This is a genomic window from Streptomyces sp. JLBT605, from assembly GCF_058215555.1.
Genome location: NZ_CM177087.1, coordinates 4,972,340 through 4,986,571, shown reverse-complemented (window position 1 = coordinate 4,986,571; position 14,232 = coordinate 4,972,340). Strand labels below are relative to the sequence as shown.

Below are 14,232 nucleotides of genomic sequence, written 5' to 3'. Positions count from 1 at the left end.
GGTAGAACCGTTGCGCGCTGGAGGTGCTTCTGTCTGCCCTGACGGCCATCTGCACGGGTGCAGCCTGTTGTTACCGTTCCGTCACAAGTATCGCCGCACGGAACCTGCCGCTCTCCCGCCCTCTCTGCACTCACGTACCAACGACCACTCGTACCGCGAGGCAACAACCGACGACCGGAACCCGCGGGCGAGACGACTCAGGGGACAACAATATGTGGCACAGGAACGGCATTCGCAGGGCGGCTCTGGCGACGACGGCGGGCACGGCCGTCGCGGCGGCGGTGACCGGCATCCTGCCCGGCACCGCCATGGCGGCGAGCACCACCACCTCCACTCCGCCGCCCGCCTGCTCGGCCTCCGCCCTCCAGGTCAGCGCCTGGCAGGCCGCCCACCCGCCCGTCGGGACCGGGACCGGGGCGGCGGTCGTGCAGTTCACCAACGTCTCCCGGAAGGCGTGCGTCCTGAAGGGCCATCCGACGGTCGCGGGCGCCGGCAATGGCTCCCCCTCCCACAACACCCCGCTCAAGGTCACCCCCACCGGCAGGGCGACCAACGTGACGGTCCGGCCGCACGGCAAGGCGTGGGTGAAGCTGACCTTCGTCCAGGTCCAGGGGGAGGGCGACGGCTACTGCGTGTCGGGCAAGACCCCGGCGGCGTATCCGACGATGGTCATCGGGCTGCCGCACTCCGGGAAGCACCAGGTCGCCCTGAACGAGGGGTGGTGGGCCGAGTGCGACAACAAGGTGACTGCCACCCCGGTCTCGGCGGTCAAGCCTTCCTGACCCCCCGTCCCCACAAGTCGAGCAGCCTGCATGACGATCGCAAGGCTCTGACCTGCACGTTTACGAGGAACTACACATAAGTGCAGGTCAGCGACTCAGCGCACCTTTGATGCGCTGAGTCGCCGACCTGCGGTGATCAAACTCCGATGACACAAACTCGCGTCCGTCAAAGTCCGATGGCAAACGGTCAAGATCCAGTGGCACGGGACAGCCGCCGGGAATCGGCATCGTGACGCCTCCGTGGTCCGCGGCGTATCGATGCACGCTCATGCTGCCGCAGTCCACCCGCCATGTGGCGCCTTCCACCGGCGGGTCGCGCACGCCGTGGTGACAGAACTAGGTCCCGTGCAGGTGGAAAGAGATGAACGTGCTGGTCACCGCCCCTGGGCGGTGACCGGCCCAGGAGGCGGCGGACGAGTCGGCCTGTACGCCGGGTTCTGTCTCCCAGGCGCCTTGCGGCGCCAGGGGAGGCGGCCATCCATCTAGGACCGGTGTTGCCACCGGCCTCGTGCGGTCTACCCGCGGACTCGGGCGGGCAGCCCTCGATCGTCCGCGCAGAGCCGTCAGCCGACGGCTCCTCTTGACCTTGCTCCGGGTGGGGTTTACCTAGCCGGCCGAGTCACCTCGGTCGCTGGTGGTCTCTTACACCACCGTTTCACCCTTACCGGGTGCCTTGCGGCTCCCGGCGGTCTGTTTTCTGTGGCACTGTCCCGCGGGTCACCCCGGGTGGGCGTTACCCACCACCCTGCCCTGTGGAGCCCGGACGTTCCTCGGCGGGGTCCAGGACCCCGACGCGGCCGCCCGGCCGGCTCGTCCGCCGTGTCGACCATGCTACCCGCCGGGACGGGGCGGCCCGGACCGGCGCCCGGTGCGATCGGCCGCCCGGACCTGCCGGCGCCGGATGGCCTCAGGCGGGGGCGAAGCGGACCTTCTCGGTGCCGGGGTCGGCGGCCAGCAGGCGGACCCGCAAGGGGCGGCCGAGCGGCAGGGCCGGGCCGCCGGGGCCCGCGTCCACCCGGCCGACGACCGCGGGGTCGTAGAGGTGCACGGTGCCGCGGGTGGGGTCCTCTTCGCGTACGTCCACCACGTAGGCGTCGAAGACCTCGCCGACCCGGTCGCGGAGCACCGCCGCCTCGACGAGGTCCACCGTCTCGCGTTCCGCCTCGTTGGCGCGGGCCGAGCCGCCCGCCATCTCGCCGGGGAGCGCGGGCAGCGCGGCCCGGACCCACTCCGGCGGCTCGGTGCCCTCGGCCGCCGCCAGGCACAGCTCTCCGGTGTAGCGGTCGACGAGGCGGCGCAGCGGCGCGGTGCAGTGGGCGTAGTCGTCGGCGAGCGCGGCGTGGCGGGCCAGGGCGGGGTCGGGCGGGTCACCGTCGAACGCGGTGTAGCCGGCGCCCCTGAGCAGGCTCGTGCACTCCTGGAGGAAGGCCGCGTGGTGGGGCGGGATGTGGGTGGACGCGGGCCGCGGACGGTCCCGCTCGCCGGTGCCGGCGGAGCCCCGGGTGGGGGTGAGGGAGCGGATGACCTCGGCGTACGAGGTGCCGTGCGGCCATTCCACGTCGAGCGCGCGGGCGACCCGCCGCAGCCGCCCGACGGCTCCGTCCGGCGCGGCGGGCAGCGTGCGGAGGATGCCGGTGCCCGCGGCCAGCATGAGGTCGGCGGCGGCCATGCCGGTCAGCAGGGAGATCTGGGCGTTCCATGCCTCGACGGGGAGCCGGGCCCGGTAGGCGAGGGCGTAGCCGTCACCCCGCGGGACGACTTCCTGCTCGGGGACGTTCAGCGAGATCCCGCCCCGGGCCCGCTCCAGCGCCTCCCGCTCCATGCCCACCTCGCGGAGCAGGGACAGCGGTTCCTCCGCGGCGCCGGTGTCGAGCTCCCGCTGCACCGCCGCGTAGTCCAGCCGGGCGCGGCTGCGGACCAGCGCCCGGCGTACGTGGGTGAAGACCAGCTCGCCGAATTCGTCGAGGTCGAGCTGGTACAGCAGGGCCGGGCGGTCCTGGTCGGGGAGGAGACTGGCCGCGCCCTCGCTGAGCACGGCGGGGTGCAGCGGCACCCGGCCGTCGGGGAAGTAGAGGGTCAGCACGCGGCGGTGGGCCTCGGCGTCGAGGGCCCCGCCGGGGACGATGAAGGCGGCCACATCGGCGACGGCGTAGTGCACGCGGAAACCGCCGCCGGGGCGCGGGGCCAGGAACATCGCCTGGTCCAGGTCCATCGCACCGGGCGGGTCGATGGTGAACAGGGGGATGTCGGTCGCGTCCTCCAGGTCCGGCAGCGGCCGGTGGTGCGCGGCCGCCTGCTCTGCCTCGGCCAGCACGGCGGGCGGGAAGGAGCCGGCCAGGCCGAGCCGTCCGCGCAGGTCCCCCAGCGCCGCGCGCAGCTCGGCACCGTCCGTCTCGGGCACGTGGATGGGGCGACGGGGCATGGCTTCGAGCGTAGGCGCGGGCCGCCCTCCCGGCACGGCGAGCCGGGTGCGGCGGACGGCCGCGGACCGCCCGCGCGGGACAGGCCGGGCGCCGCCCGCGCGGGACAGGCGGGGGTGGCCCGGCGCGGGACAGGCGGGGGTGGCCCGGCGCGGGACAGGCCGGGCGCGGGCCCGCGCGGGGTGGCGCCTCGTCTCGGGGGTGGCCGCGGTTCGGCTTCGGTGGAGAGAAGGGCCTGGGTGCAGAGAAGGGCCCAGGGAGTGCCAGGGGTCGCGACGCCACGGAGACCCGTCGGACATCCCCTAAGCTGCGACGGGGCCGGAGCCGCCGGCCCGTGGTCCGCCAGGTGTGAGGAGTCCGAGGTGCTGGTGCTGTTGCCGCCGTCCGAAGGGAAGGCCGCGGAGGGGGCCGGCGGGCCGCTGGACCTCGGGACGCTGGCGCTGCCCGGGCTGGGCGAGGCGCGGGCGCGGGCGCTGGACGAACTGGTGTCGCTCTGCGCGGGCGACGAGGACAAGGCCGCCGAGGTGCTCGGGCTGAGCCAGGGGCTGCGCGGCGAGATCGCCAAGAACGCGGCGCTGCGGACGGCCGCGACCCGGCCTGCCGGGGAGATCTACACCGGGGTGCTCTACGACGCGCTGGGCCTGGCCACCCTGAGCGGGGCGGCCCGGCGGCAGGCGGAGCGGTCGCTGCTGGTGTTCTCGGGGCTGTGGGGCGCGGTGCGGATCACCGACGCCATCCCGTCGTACCGCTGCTCGATGGGGGTCAAGCTGCCGGGGCTCGGCGCGCTCGGGGCGTACTGGCGCGCGCCGATGGCCGAGGTGCTGCCGCAGGTGGCGGGCGACGGTCTGGTGCTGGACCTGCGGTCGGCCGCGTATGCCACGGCCTGGCGGCCCAAGGGCGCGGTGGCGGAGCGGACCGCGACTGTCCGGGTGCTCCAGTCGAAGATCGTGAACGGCGTGGAGAAGCGGTCGGTGGTCAGCCACTTCAACAAGGCGACCAAGGGACGTCTGGTACGGGAGCTGCTGCTGGCCGGGGCGGACCCGGCCGGGCCTGCGGAGCTGGTCGAGGTGGTGCGGGGGCTGGGCCACACCGTGGAAGCGTCGGCTCCGTCGAAGGCGGGGACACCCTGGTCGCTGGACGTGATCGTCACCGAGCTGTAGGGCGGGCCCGGGCTCGTCCCCCGGCCCGCCGTCGTCGTCCGGATGCCGCCGCGGCGGACCGTACGGCACAGCGCCGGAGGTCAGCGCAGAGCCGTACGGCACAGCGCGGGTGACACGCTGTGCCGTAAACCGGGCGTCCGGATCAGCGCAGGTGGGAGGTGTCGTTCAGCAGCCGCAGGCTCGCGTTGCCGTCCGCGTAGTACGCCACCACCGAGAGCGAGGCGGCGGCCAGCTCCATCCGGAACAGCGACTCCGGGGGCGCGCCGAGGGCGAGCCGGACCAGGGTCTTGATCGGGGTGACGTGGGTGACCGCCAGCACCGTCTTGCCCGAGTACCGGGCGATGAGCTTGTCGCGGGCCAGGCCGACCCGGCGGGCGACCGTCGCGAAGCTCTCCCCGCCGCCGGTCGGCGCGGCCTTCGCCGAGCGCAGCCAGGCGTCGAGGTCGGCGGGGTGACGCTCCCGCACCTCGGCGAAGGTCAGGCCCTCCCAGGCCCCGAAATCGGTCTCGCGCAGACCGTCGTCGATCCGCACCTCGAGCCCGAGGCGGGCGGCCACCGTCTCGGCCGTCTCGCGGCAGCGCCGGAGTGGGGAGCTGACGATCGCCTGGATGGTGCCGCGCGCGGCGAGCGTGGCGGCGACCTGCTCGGCCTGGCGGCGGCCGGCGGCGGAGAGCTCGGGGTCACTGCCGCCGCTGCCGGAGAAGCGCTTCTCGGGGGTGAGGGCGGTCTCGCCGTGCCGGAGCAGCACCAGGGTGGCGGGGGCGCCCAGATCGGCGGGGGCGGCCCAGCCGGCCGGCGGAGTCACCGGCGCCCGGCCGGTGTCCACGGCCGCCCCGGCTTCGGCGGCGCTCTCGGATTCGGCGGCCGACCGCTGCGCGCCGGGCCGCGTCCGCACCGCACCACCGGCGGGAGTCACGGCCTCACGGCCCAAGGCCCGGGTGGCGGCACCGGCCTGGGCCCCGGCCGCGGCCCCCTGGCCCACCGTCGCGGTACCGGCGGAGGCGGCGACGATCCCGGCCGCGGTGGCGTCCGCGGCGGCCGCCGCGGGCCGCGCCTTGGGCTGCCACTGGCCGCCCCGCACACCCGCGTCCATCGCCTCGTTGGCCAGCCGGTCCGCGTGCTTGTTCCGCTCACGCGGGATCCACTCGTACGTGACCTGGCCGACCGGGAAGACCGTCCTGGCCTCCGCGGCCAGCGGGATCATGTCCGGGTGCTTGATCTTCCAGCGGCCGGACATCTGCTCCACGACGAGCTTGGAGTCCATCCGGACCCGGATCCGGGCCGTCGGGTCCAGCGCGTGCGCGGCGCGCAGGCCGGCGATCAGGCCGCGGTACTCGGCGACGTTGTTGGTGGCCGTGCCGATGTACTCGGCGGCCTCGGCGAGGGTTTCGCCCGTCACCGGGTCGAGGACGACGGACCCGAAGCCCGCGGGCCCCGGGTTGCCCCGGGACCCGCCGTCCGCCTCGACGACGAACTCCCGCATCACAGACCCGATTCGGGCGTGCGGACCAGGATGCGGCCGCAGTTCTCGCAGCGCACGACGGCATCCGAAGCCGCGGACCGCACCTCGTTCAGCTCGGTGATGGCCAGCTCCTGGCGGCAGCCCTCGCAGCGCCGCTGGGAGAGCCGGGCGGCGCCGACGCCGCCCTGCTGCCCGCGCAGCTTGTCGTAGAGCTTCAGCAGGTCGGCGGGGACGGAGGCGGCGACGAGCGCGCGCTCCTTGGTGACGGTCGCGGTCTCCGCGTCGATCTCCTGGGTGGCGGCGTCGCGGCGCGCGATCGCGTCGTTGGCCTTGGCCTGGACGGACTCGACGCGGCCGGTGAGCTCGGCGGCCCGCTCCTGGACGGACTCCCGGCGCTCCATGACCTCCAGCACCACGTCCTCCAGGTCGCCCTGACGCTTGGCGAGCGAGGCGATCTCGTGCTGGAGGCTCTCCAGGTCCTTCGGGGAGGTGATGGTGCCGGAGTCCAGCCGCTGCTGGTCACGGGCGGCACGCTGGCGGACCTGGTCCACATCCTGCTCGGCCTTGGCCTGCTCGCGAGCGGTGTCGCTCTCCTCGGTCTGCGCGGCGACCAGCAGGTCACGCAGCTGCGTCAGGTCGGCGGTCAGGGTCTCGATCTCGGCGTGCTCGGGCAGCGTCTTGCGCTTGTGCGCGAGCTGGGACAGCCGGACGTCGAGGGCCTGGACGTCGAGGAGGCGGATCTGGTCGGCGGGCGAGGCGTTCAGCGGGGGGCTCCTGTGGAATCCGTGGTGGGCTTGGGGTGGCCGGGGGCATCGGGCGCCTCATGGGCGGCCCCGGGCTGGGCGGACGACGCCGCGTGGGCGGTCCAGGGGTCGGTGACCGTACGGGAGACATGGGTGCGCAGGCCCCAGCCGTGCCGGTCGGAGATCTCGTCGAGCTGGGCCGCGGCCTGCTCGGTCCAGGGCCACTCGGTGGCCCAGTGCGCGGCGTCCACCAGCCCGAGCGGGCTGCGCTGGCTGGCCTCGGAGGCCGGGTGGTGACGCAGGTCGGCGGTGAGATAGGCGTCGACCCCGGCGGCGCGGACCTCGTCGAAGAGGCTGTCGCCGGAGCCGCCGCAGACCGCGACGGTGCGCACGACGCGCTCCGGGTCGCCGGCGAACCGGATGCCCTGCGCGGTGGCGGGCAGCCGCTCGGCAGCGCGGCGGGCGAAGTCGGCGAGGGTCTGCGGGGTTTCGAGCTCGCAGATCCGGCCGAGGCCGCGGCGGCCCGTGGGGTCGCCGGCGTCGGGCACGAGCGGGCCGGTGATCCGCAGGTCGAGCGCGCCGGCGAGGGCGTCGGAGACGCCGGGGTCGGCGCGGTCGGCGTTGGTGTGCGCGACGTGCAGGGCGATGTCGTGCTTGATCAGGGTGTGCACCACCCGGCCCTTGAAGGTGTCGGCGGCGACCGTGGTCGTGCCGCGCAGGTAGAGCGGATGGTGGGTGATCAGCAGGTCCGCGCCGAGCCGGATCGCCTCGTCGGCTACCTCCTGCACCGGGTCGACGGCGAACAGCACCCGGCTGACCTGGGCCTGCGGGTCGCCGCAGACCGTGCCGACGGCGTCCCACTGCTCCGCCCGCTCGGGGGGCCAGAGAGCGTCGAGCGCGGCGATGACGTCAATGAGTGCGGGCACGGAAGAAAGGCTACCTGTCCCCCGTGACCGGCGTGTCCTGGCTGCCCGGGCCCCTCGGCGGGCGCGGGCCGGTCGTCGGGCGCGCCCGGCCCGCGCCCTTCCGACGGCCTCGGCGCGCCCGCAGCACACCGACGGCCGCGAGTCCCGACGAATCAGACCATCGCCACGCTTATGGGTGAACGCGCTCAACTCGCGTTGTTCGGCTGGAAGTGCGAAAACTACGTTCTGCGCCGGAGGTGACGTACACCATGACGGCCTGTGCCTCGCCCGGACTTCCTCCGGGGGTACCCCCATTCGCCGCCCCGGGCGCCGACCGCGGCCCGGCGGACGACGACACCGCGCACCGTGACCCCGCGGACCGCGACACCGCGGACCACGACACCGGCGACGCCCCGCACCGCGACGCCCCGCACAGCGGCACCGAACAGCGTGACGCCCCGCACCGCGACACCGCGGACCCGCCGTGTGTGCCGGCCCCGCCGCGTGTGCCGGCCCCGCCCCGCCCGGGGCTCACCATCGCGGCGGACGGTTCGTACGCCGCGCGGCTGGCGCGTTGCGCGACCACCGGCGGCTGGTATCCGGAGCGCTGGACGCTGACCGGCCCCGAGCCGTACGCCGTGCCGCTGCCCGGCACGCAGCCGGAGGAGGCGGACAGCGAGGTGCTGCCGCTCGCGGACGGCCAGGTGCTGATCCGCCGCCGGGTCGCCGGGCACCACGCGCTGGCGCTGCTCTACCCGACCGGCCCGGGCACCGGCGAGCGGCCGGTGGGGACGGTCGACAGCCCCGTGCTGTCGCTGCTGCCGCCCGCGCCCTGCGGCACCGCCGCCTTCGCGCTGGCTCAGGGCGCGCGGTCGACCGCGGTGTGGCTGGTGCACGGCGAGGGCGCGCCGCGGCGGATCACCGAGGTGCCGGGGCGATGTACGGGCGGCTGCTGGCTGGACCGCGCCGGGCGGCTGCTCGCGCTCGACCGGGAGCTGGACGGCCGGACCAAGACCGTCGTCCTCGACCTGCGGGGCGGCGGCGAGGCGAGCCCGCTGCTGCAGATCACCGAGGCCAGCAACGACCGTCTGCTGCTGGCCGACCCGGACAGCGGACTGCTGCTGCTGCGGTCCGACGCGCCCGGGGAGGAGCGGCTGGGGTGGGGGGTGCTGGGCAGCACGCTTCCGGTGCGCTTCCCCGACTGCCTGCGGCCGGCGGACGCGGTGCCGACGCCGTTCGCGGTGCAGCCGGGGCAGGTGCTGATGCCGGAGACCTGCGCGGTGGCCTTCCGGGTCGACGCGGCCGACGGTCGTGCGGCGGACGGTGGCGATGACGCCGGTGCCGGCGCCGAGGGGGGTGACGCCGGTGCCGGTGGCGGCGACGGGGGCCCGGGGGCCGACGGCCCGTGGATCGGACTGTGGCGGCCGTCCGAGCGACGGCTGCGGCGGATCGCCGCCCCGGACGGCTGGCTGTCGGGCGCGGGGCTGTGGACGGCCGACGGCGAACTCCGTCTGCCGTACACCACCGAAGCGGTGCCCTGCGGACTGCGGCGGGTGTGCTCGCCGACGCCGGCCCCGCGAGCGGCGGTGCGGCCCGGGCGGACAGCGGGGCTTGCCGGCGAAGCCCCGCGGAAGGAGCTTGGAGGGGAAGGGCAGGGGACAGACGGACCGGGGGCCGAGGCCGCTCGGGTGGAAGCCCCGCGGGCAGCGGGGGGCGGGGCAAAGGGGCCGCGACCGGATGGGCCGGAAGCCGAGGCGGCTCGGGCGGAGGGCGCGGCCGATGGCGCCGTACGGACGGAGGTTCCGCAGGCCAGGGCGCAGGCGCGGGCCTCGCGGGAGGCTTCCGCCGGCGCCGCGGGCGGGACGGCTGAGCCGGGCGGTGGACGGAAGTGGGTACGGATCGCCGAGGTGCCCCGCCGCCGCCCACCCGGGCCCGGCGGCGCGCCCCGTCCGGCGGCTCCACGACCGGCCGCCGCGTCCCGGCCCGCTCCCTCAAGGACGGTGCCGCTGCGGCCGGTTCCGCTGCAACAGGCCCCGATCGCACGGGCGTAGCGGAAGCCAGGGCGTCCCGAGCATGCTGAACGTCCGGCGCGTCGGGCGCGTCCGGCGCGTCGGGGGAATGCGGCGCGTCGGGGGAATGCGGAGATCGACTGCGTGGTTAGACTCCCGGCGGGGGGCTACGCGGCCATGTTTCCGTACACACCATCGGTGGACCGGCTATCCGGAATCGATGATTCGGGAATCGGCGATTCCGGAGGCTTCTGATGGCGCGTAGAGCGGTCGTGGCCTGCCTCCCATGCAGCGCACGGACCGAATCGACGGGGTGATTTCCGATATGTCCGAGTCTCAGACCAGCACCGCCACCGCCGGCGCGCGCCCGCAGCAGGCGGCGGCCCAGTTCCCCACGGGACCGGGAAAGCATCGCGGCGTCCAGGCCGCGGCCGAGGACGTGTCGCAGGCGCCGGGCCACGGCAAGCACCGGCGGCCCGCGCCGATCCAGGCGTCCTGACCGGCGTCGACGGCAGCCGGCGGCCGCCTGACGCGGCCACCGGCACACACCGTCAGCCGTGGCTCAGCCGGAGCACCTCCACGGCGGCGAAGCTCTCCCCGGGCGGCAGCTCGTCGAAGTACGGAGTGAGCAGTCCGTCCAGTTCCTCGACGGTGAAGGAGTCCTTGGCGGTGTCGAACTTCGCCGCCACCCTGGGCCGTTCCAGCACGGCGACCATGCCGCCGTGCACCACGAACAGCTGGCCGGAGACCTTCGCCGCCGCGGGAGAGGCCAGATAGCCGACTAGCGGGGCGACATGCTCCGGCGCCAGCGGGTCGAGGCCGCCGCCCGCCTCGGTGTCCCCGCCCGGTTGCACGGCCGCGAAGACGTCCTCGGTCATCCGGGTGCGAGCGCGCGGGCAGATGGCGTTGACCGTCACCCCGTATCTGGCGAGCGCCGAGGCGGTGGAGGTGGTCAGGCCCACGATGCCGCCCTTGGCCGCCGCGTAGTTGGGCTGGCCGGCCGACCCGGCGAGGAACGCCTCGGAGGAGGTGTTGACGACCCGCCCGTGGACCGGCTTCCCGTCCCCCGCCTTGTACCGCTCCCGCCAGTGCGCGGCGGCGAAGCGAACCGTGTTGAAGTGGCCCTTGAGGTGGACCCGGATGACCGAGTCCCAGTCCTCCTCGGGCATCGAGAAGACCATCCGGTCGCGCAGGATCCCCGCGTTGTTCACCAGGATGTCGAGGGATCCGTGGCCGTCGACCGCGAGCCGCACCAGCTCGCGGGCGCACGCGAAGTCGGCCACGTCGCCGGTGTGGGCCGTGGCGCTGCCGCCCGCGGCGTGGATCTCGGCCGCCACCTCCTCGGCCGGGACGGCGGACGCCTCGCCGGAGCCGTCGCGGCCCGGCTGACCGTAGTCGTTGACGATGACATGCGCGCCCAGCCGGGCCAGTTCCAGCGCCTCGGCTCGGCCGAGACCACGCCCCGCGCCGGTGACGATCGCGGTCTTCCCCTCCAGCAGCGCCATGCCGCTCCCCTCTCTCGGGCCCTCGGCTCATCGCCTCGTGGAGGGCTCGGATCCCTGTTCAGATCTCGATGCAGGTGCGCAGCGCCGCGCCCGTCCGCATCTGCTCGATCGCCTCGTTCACCTCAGCGAGCCCCACCCGGTGGGTGATGAGGCCGGCCAGGTCGATCCGGCCGGCCCGCCACAGCGCGATCGCCCGCTCGTAGGAGCGCAGCACGTCCCCGCCGCCGTAGAGCGAGGGCAGGATGCGCTTCTCGTCGAAGAACAGCTCGAACATGCTGACCTTCAGGAAGTCGTCCACCGCTCCGGCGCCGACGACGCACAGGGTGCCGCCGCGCCGGGTCGTCTCGTAGGCGGTGCGGGCGGTGTCCGAGCGGCCGACGACCTCGAAGACGTAGTCGAAGCCCTCCCCCCCGGTGAGCCGGTTCCTGGCGTCGGCGAGCGCCTCGGGCGCCAGCGCCTCGGTGGCGCCGAAGCGCAGTGCCGCCTCGCGCCGGGACTCCACGGGGTCGACGGCGACGATCTCCGCGGCGCCGACGGCGCGGGCGCCCTGCACCGCGCTGATGCCCACCCCGCCGCAGCCGATCACAGCCACCGAGGAACCGGCCCGCACCTGGGCGGTGTTGAGGACGGCGCCGAGTCCGGTGGTCACCCCGCAGCCGATGAGCGCGGCGATGTCGTACGGGACGTCGTCGGGGATGGGCACCGCGCAGCCGGCGCCGACCACGACCTCCTCGGCGAAGGTGCCGGTACCGGCGAAGCCGAAGACCTCCTCGGGGCTGCCGCCGGGCCGTTTGAAGTTGGGCGTGCCGGCGTTGAGGAATCCGGTCAGGCACAGCTGGGTCTGGCCGCGCTTGCAGGACGGGCAGCTGCCGCAGGCGGGCAGCCAGCAGACCAGCACCCGGTCGCCGGGGCTCAGCCCGGTCACCCCCTCGCCGACCTCGAGCACCTCGCCCGCGCCCTCGTGACCGGGGATGAACGGCGCGGGCTGCGGCAGCACGCCGCTCATCGCGGACAGGTCGGAGTGGCAGAGCCCGGTGGCCCGCATCCGCAGCCGCACCTGGCCCGGCCCGAACCCCGCGGGCTCGATGTCGTCGAGGACCTCGAGCTTGTCCTGCCCTGTCTCGTGCAGTACGGCTGCGCGCACGGTGCGGCTCCTCTTCGTAGGCGGAACGAGGCGGAACGAGGCGGAACGCGGTGGTACCGGGCGGGATCCTCAGGCGTGCTCGACGAGGGTGTCGGCGAGTACCGGGGCGTCGTCGCGCTCCACCGCGGTGACGGACACCCGGACCCGGCGCTCCTCGCGCCACATGCGCACGCGCAGGGTCTCGCCGGGGAAGACCACACCGGCGAAGCGGGTGGCGTAGGAGCGGACCGCGGTGACGTCCCCGCGGAGCAGGGTGTCCACCACGGCCTTGAGGGCGATGCCGTAGCTGCACAGGCCGTGCAGGATGGGCCGGTCGAATCCGGCGAGCTTGGCGAACTCGGGGTCGGCGTGCAGCGGGTTCCAGTCGCCGGAGAGGCGGTAGAGCAGGGCCTGTTCCTCGCGGATGGGGCGCAGCACGGTGCGGTCGGGGTCGCGGGCGGGGAGCTCCGGGCGGTGGGACGGGCCGCGCTCGCCGCCGAAGCCGCCCTCGCCCTTGACGAAGATCTGGGTGTCGCAGGTCCACAGCGGCCCGTCCGCGTCGGCGGTGGCACTGCGCAGCACGATGACGGCCGCCTTGCCCTTGTCGTACACCGCGGCGACGCGGGAGGTCTGGGTGGCGACGCCCTTGACCGGGATGGGCCGGTGCAGCTCGATGGACTGGCCACCGTGCAGCACCGCGGCCAGGTCGACGTCGATGCCGGGCGCGGCGAGGCCGCCGGCGAGCGCCATCCCGCCGCCGGCCACGGTCGCGAAGCTGGGCAGCACGTGGAGCTTGCTCTCCAGGGTGTAGCGGAGCTCGTCGGGGTCGGTGGCCGCGACGCGCGCCTGGGCCTCGGCGTCGTCGGCATGGCTGACCCCGGCACCGATGCCGAGGTGGTAGAGCTGGATGTCCTTGTGGTCCCAGGCGATCTCGGTGCTGGTGGGCTCGGCTGCGATCGCCTTGGCGGCATCGATGGGCATCGGTGAGCACTCCTTGGGCGGGTGGTGACGGCGCCGGGTGGTGACGGAGTCGGGTGGTGACGGAGTCGGGTGGTGACGGAGTCGGGGCTGAGGATTCCGGGGCTGCGCGTTCCGGGTCTGAGGATTCCGGGGTTGAGGTTCCGGGAGTGCGGTGGCGAGACCCCGGCCCGCCCGTCCGCACCGTCGGCCGCGCCGGGGTCGTGATCGGTCGGCCGGCCCGCGTGGCGTGTGCGTGGATATAGAACGCGTTCTAGCCGATGCGCCCATGTATAGCCGATGCCCCATCGACTGGGAAGAGTGCTGACACCCCATCAGATCGTGTCGTCGCGGAGACCCACCGAAGACCCCTGGTGGGCGGTACGGCAGCATGTGCTGCACCGTTAAGCCCAGGAGGACGCACATGGCCCCCAAGCCCGAGACGCTGGCCGCATTCGAGGCGGCGAAGGGCTTCATGCCCGTCGACGAGGGCCTCGCCCTGCACGAGGCGGCCGAGACGGCCGGCGCCCTGGGCCTGCCGCTGCTGGAGGTCGGCACCTACTGCGGCCGCTCCACGATCCTGCTGGCGGACGCCGCTCGGGCGGCGGGCACGGTCGCCGTCACCGTCGACCACCACCGGGGCTCGGAGGAGCAGCAGCCGGGCTGGGAGTACCACGACCCGACCGTGGTCGACCCCGAGGTCGGCCTGATGGACACCCTGCCGACCTTCCGCCGCACCCTGCACGCCGCCGGCCTGGAAGATCACGTCATCGCGGTGGTCGGCCGGTCGCCGCAGGTCGCGACGGTGTGGGGGGCGCAGGTGGGCCTGGTGTTCATCGACGGCGGGCACACCGACGAGCACGCGACGGCGGATTACGAGGGCTGGGCCCCCAAGGTGGCCCCCGGCGGCCTGCTGGTCATCCACGACGTCTTCCCCGACCCGGCGGACGGCGGCCAGGCCCCGTACCGCGTCTACCGCCGCGCCCTGGAGTCCGGCGCCTTCACCGAGGTCTCCGCGACCCGGTCGCTGCGGGTGCTCCGCCGGGTGCCGGAGACCGCCCTGTAGGGGTGCCCGACGGGTCCGCGCGGCGTCCACGGCGACCCACCGGACACCCCCTGTGGACGCCCGGCCGATCGCCGCGCGGAGCGGACAGCTACCATCGCCC

The 14,232-nt window shown here is 74.6% G+C and carries 12 protein-coding genes and 1 other RNA gene; 5 read left to right on the top strand and 8 right to left on the bottom strand.

Annotated features, from left to right (window positions below; translation table 11 throughout):
* The first annotated feature begins 212 nt into the window (after positions 1-212).
* Positions 213-782 (top strand): DUF4232 domain-containing protein, encoded by a 570-nt coding sequence (locus AC4BDD_RS21735; RefSeq protein WP_490687129.1) that lies wholly within the window; start codon positions 213-215, stop codon positions 780-782.
* A gap of 410 nt (positions 783-1,192) precedes the next feature.
* Here AC4BDD_RS21735 and rnpB read toward each other — a convergent pair.
* An RNA gene (gene rnpB / locus AC4BDD_RS21730) (RNase P RNA component class A) lies at positions 1,193-1,595 on the bottom strand.
* Positions 1,596-1,689: 94 nt separating this feature from the next.
* A complete protein-coding gene (locus AC4BDD_RS21725) occupies positions 1,690-3,204 on the bottom strand; it encodes an RNB domain-containing ribonuclease (protein WP_490687128.1) in 1,515 nt (504 codons plus the stop codon).
* Positions 3,205-3,564: 360 nt separating this feature from the next.
* Between AC4BDD_RS21725 and yaaA the strand changes: the two genes are divergently transcribed.
* Positions 3,565-4,362 carry a peroxide stress protein YaaA gene (gene yaaA, locus AC4BDD_RS21720; protein WP_490687127.1) on the top strand — a complete coding sequence of 266 codons (798 nt, stop codon included), beginning with the start codon at positions 3,565-3,567 and terminating at the stop codon, positions 4,360-4,362.
* A gap of 142 nt (positions 4,363-4,504) precedes the next feature.
* Here yaaA and AC4BDD_RS21715 read toward each other — a convergent pair whose 3' ends face one another.
* The 3 genes from AC4BDD_RS21715 to AC4BDD_RS21705 are packed head-to-tail and all read right to left on the bottom strand — an operon-like array spanning position 4,505 to position 7,493.
* Positions 4,505-5,845 (bottom strand): bifunctional RNase H/acid phosphatase, encoded by a 1,341-nt coding sequence (locus AC4BDD_RS21715; protein WP_490687126.1) that lies wholly within the window; start codon positions 5,843-5,845, stop codon positions 4,505-4,507.
* Positions 5,845-6,588, bottom strand: coding sequence for a zinc ribbon domain-containing protein (locus AC4BDD_RS21710; protein ID WP_490691879.1), 744 nt, complete (start codon positions 6,586-6,588; stop codon positions 5,845-5,847). The genes AC4BDD_RS21715 and AC4BDD_RS21710 overlap by 1 nt, the downstream gene beginning before the upstream one ends.
* Positions 6,585-7,493 carry a Nif3-like dinuclear metal center hexameric protein gene (locus tag AC4BDD_RS21705; protein WP_490687125.1) on the bottom strand — a complete coding sequence of 303 codons (909 nt, stop codon included), beginning with the start codon at positions 7,491-7,493 and terminating at the stop codon, positions 6,585-6,587. Before AC4BDD_RS21705 ends, AC4BDD_RS21710 begins: the two co-directional genes overlap by 4 nt.
* A gap of 248 nt (positions 7,494-7,741) precedes the next feature.
* On the opposite strand from AC4BDD_RS21705, the gene AC4BDD_RS21700 reads away from it, so the two are divergent.
* Both AC4BDD_RS21700 and AC4BDD_RS21695 read left to right on the top strand, forming a co-directional pair.
* Positions 7,742-9,523, top strand: a complete 1,782-nt coding sequence (locus AC4BDD_RS21700) for a hypothetical protein (protein WP_490687124.1) — start codon at positions 7,742-7,744, stop codon at positions 9,521-9,523.
* Positions 9,524-9,806: 283 nt separating this feature from the next.
* Complete coding sequence (locus tag AC4BDD_RS21695) at positions 9,807-9,980, top strand: hypothetical protein (RefSeq protein WP_490687123.1); 174 nt, start codon at positions 9,807-9,809, stop codon at positions 9,978-9,980.
* A gap of 52 nt (positions 9,981-10,032) precedes the next feature.
* On the opposite strand, the gene AC4BDD_RS21690 is transcribed toward AC4BDD_RS21695, so the two are convergent.
* From AC4BDD_RS21690 to AC4BDD_RS21680, 3 genes are all read right to left on the bottom strand, one after another.
* Positions 10,033-10,986: a 3-oxoacyl-ACP reductase gene (locus AC4BDD_RS21690; protein ID WP_490687122.1), complete on the bottom strand. Its 954-nt coding sequence runs from the start codon at positions 10,984-10,986 to the stop codon at positions 10,033-10,035.
* Positions 10,987-11,044: 58 nt separating this feature from the next.
* Entirely contained in the window at positions 11,045-12,130 is a 1,086-nt protein-coding gene (locus tag AC4BDD_RS21685) for a Zn-dependent alcohol dehydrogenase (protein ID WP_490687121.1), read from the bottom strand.
* 69 nt (positions 12,131-12,199) lie between these two features.
* On the bottom strand, positions 12,200-13,090 hold the full coding sequence (locus AC4BDD_RS21680; protein ID WP_490687120.1) for a MaoC/PaaZ C-terminal domain-containing protein: 891 nt from the start codon (positions 13,088-13,090) through the stop codon (positions 12,200-12,202).
* Positions 13,091-13,490: 400 nt separating this feature from the next.
* On the opposite strand from AC4BDD_RS21680, the gene AC4BDD_RS21675 reads away from it, so the two are divergent.
* Positions 13,491-14,132, top strand: coding sequence for a class I SAM-dependent methyltransferase (locus AC4BDD_RS21675; RefSeq protein ID WP_490687119.1), 642 nt, complete (start codon positions 13,491-13,493; stop codon positions 14,130-14,132).
* Positions 14,133-14,232 lie beyond the last annotated feature (100 nt).

Bases quoted from the DNA above. Each gene is read 5' to 3' on its own strand.
- AC4BDD_RS21735 (WP_490687129.1), top strand. From the start codon at position 213: ATGTGGCACAGGAACGGCATTCGCAGGGCGGCTCTGGCGACGACGGCG.
- AC4BDD_RS21725 (WP_490687128.1), bottom strand. From the start codon at position 3,204: ATGCCCCGTCGCCCCATCCACGTGCCCGAGACGGACGGTGCCGAGCTG.
- AC4BDD_RS21715 (WP_490687126.1), bottom strand. From the start codon at position 5,845: ATGCGGGAGTTCGTCGTCGAGGCGGACGGCGGGTCCCGGGGCAACCCG.
- AC4BDD_RS21700 (WP_490687124.1), top strand. From the start codon at position 7,742: ATGACGGCCTGTGCCTCGCCCGGACTTCCTCCGGGGGTACCCCCATTC.
- AC4BDD_RS21695 (WP_490687123.1), top strand. From the start codon at position 9,807: ATGTCCGAGTCTCAGACCAGCACCGCCACCGCCGGCGCGCGCCCGCAG.
- AC4BDD_RS21690 (WP_490687122.1), bottom strand. From the start codon at position 10,986: ATGGCGCTGCTGGAGGGGAAGACCGCGATCGTCACCGGCGCGGGGCGT.
- AC4BDD_RS21680 (WP_490687120.1), bottom strand. From the start codon at position 13,090: ATGCCCATCGATGCCGCCAAGGCGATCGCAGCCGAGCCCACCAGCACC.
- AC4BDD_RS21675 (WP_490687119.1), top strand. From the start codon at position 13,491: ATGGCCCCCAAGCCCGAGACGCTGGCCGCATTCGAGGCGGCGAAGGGC.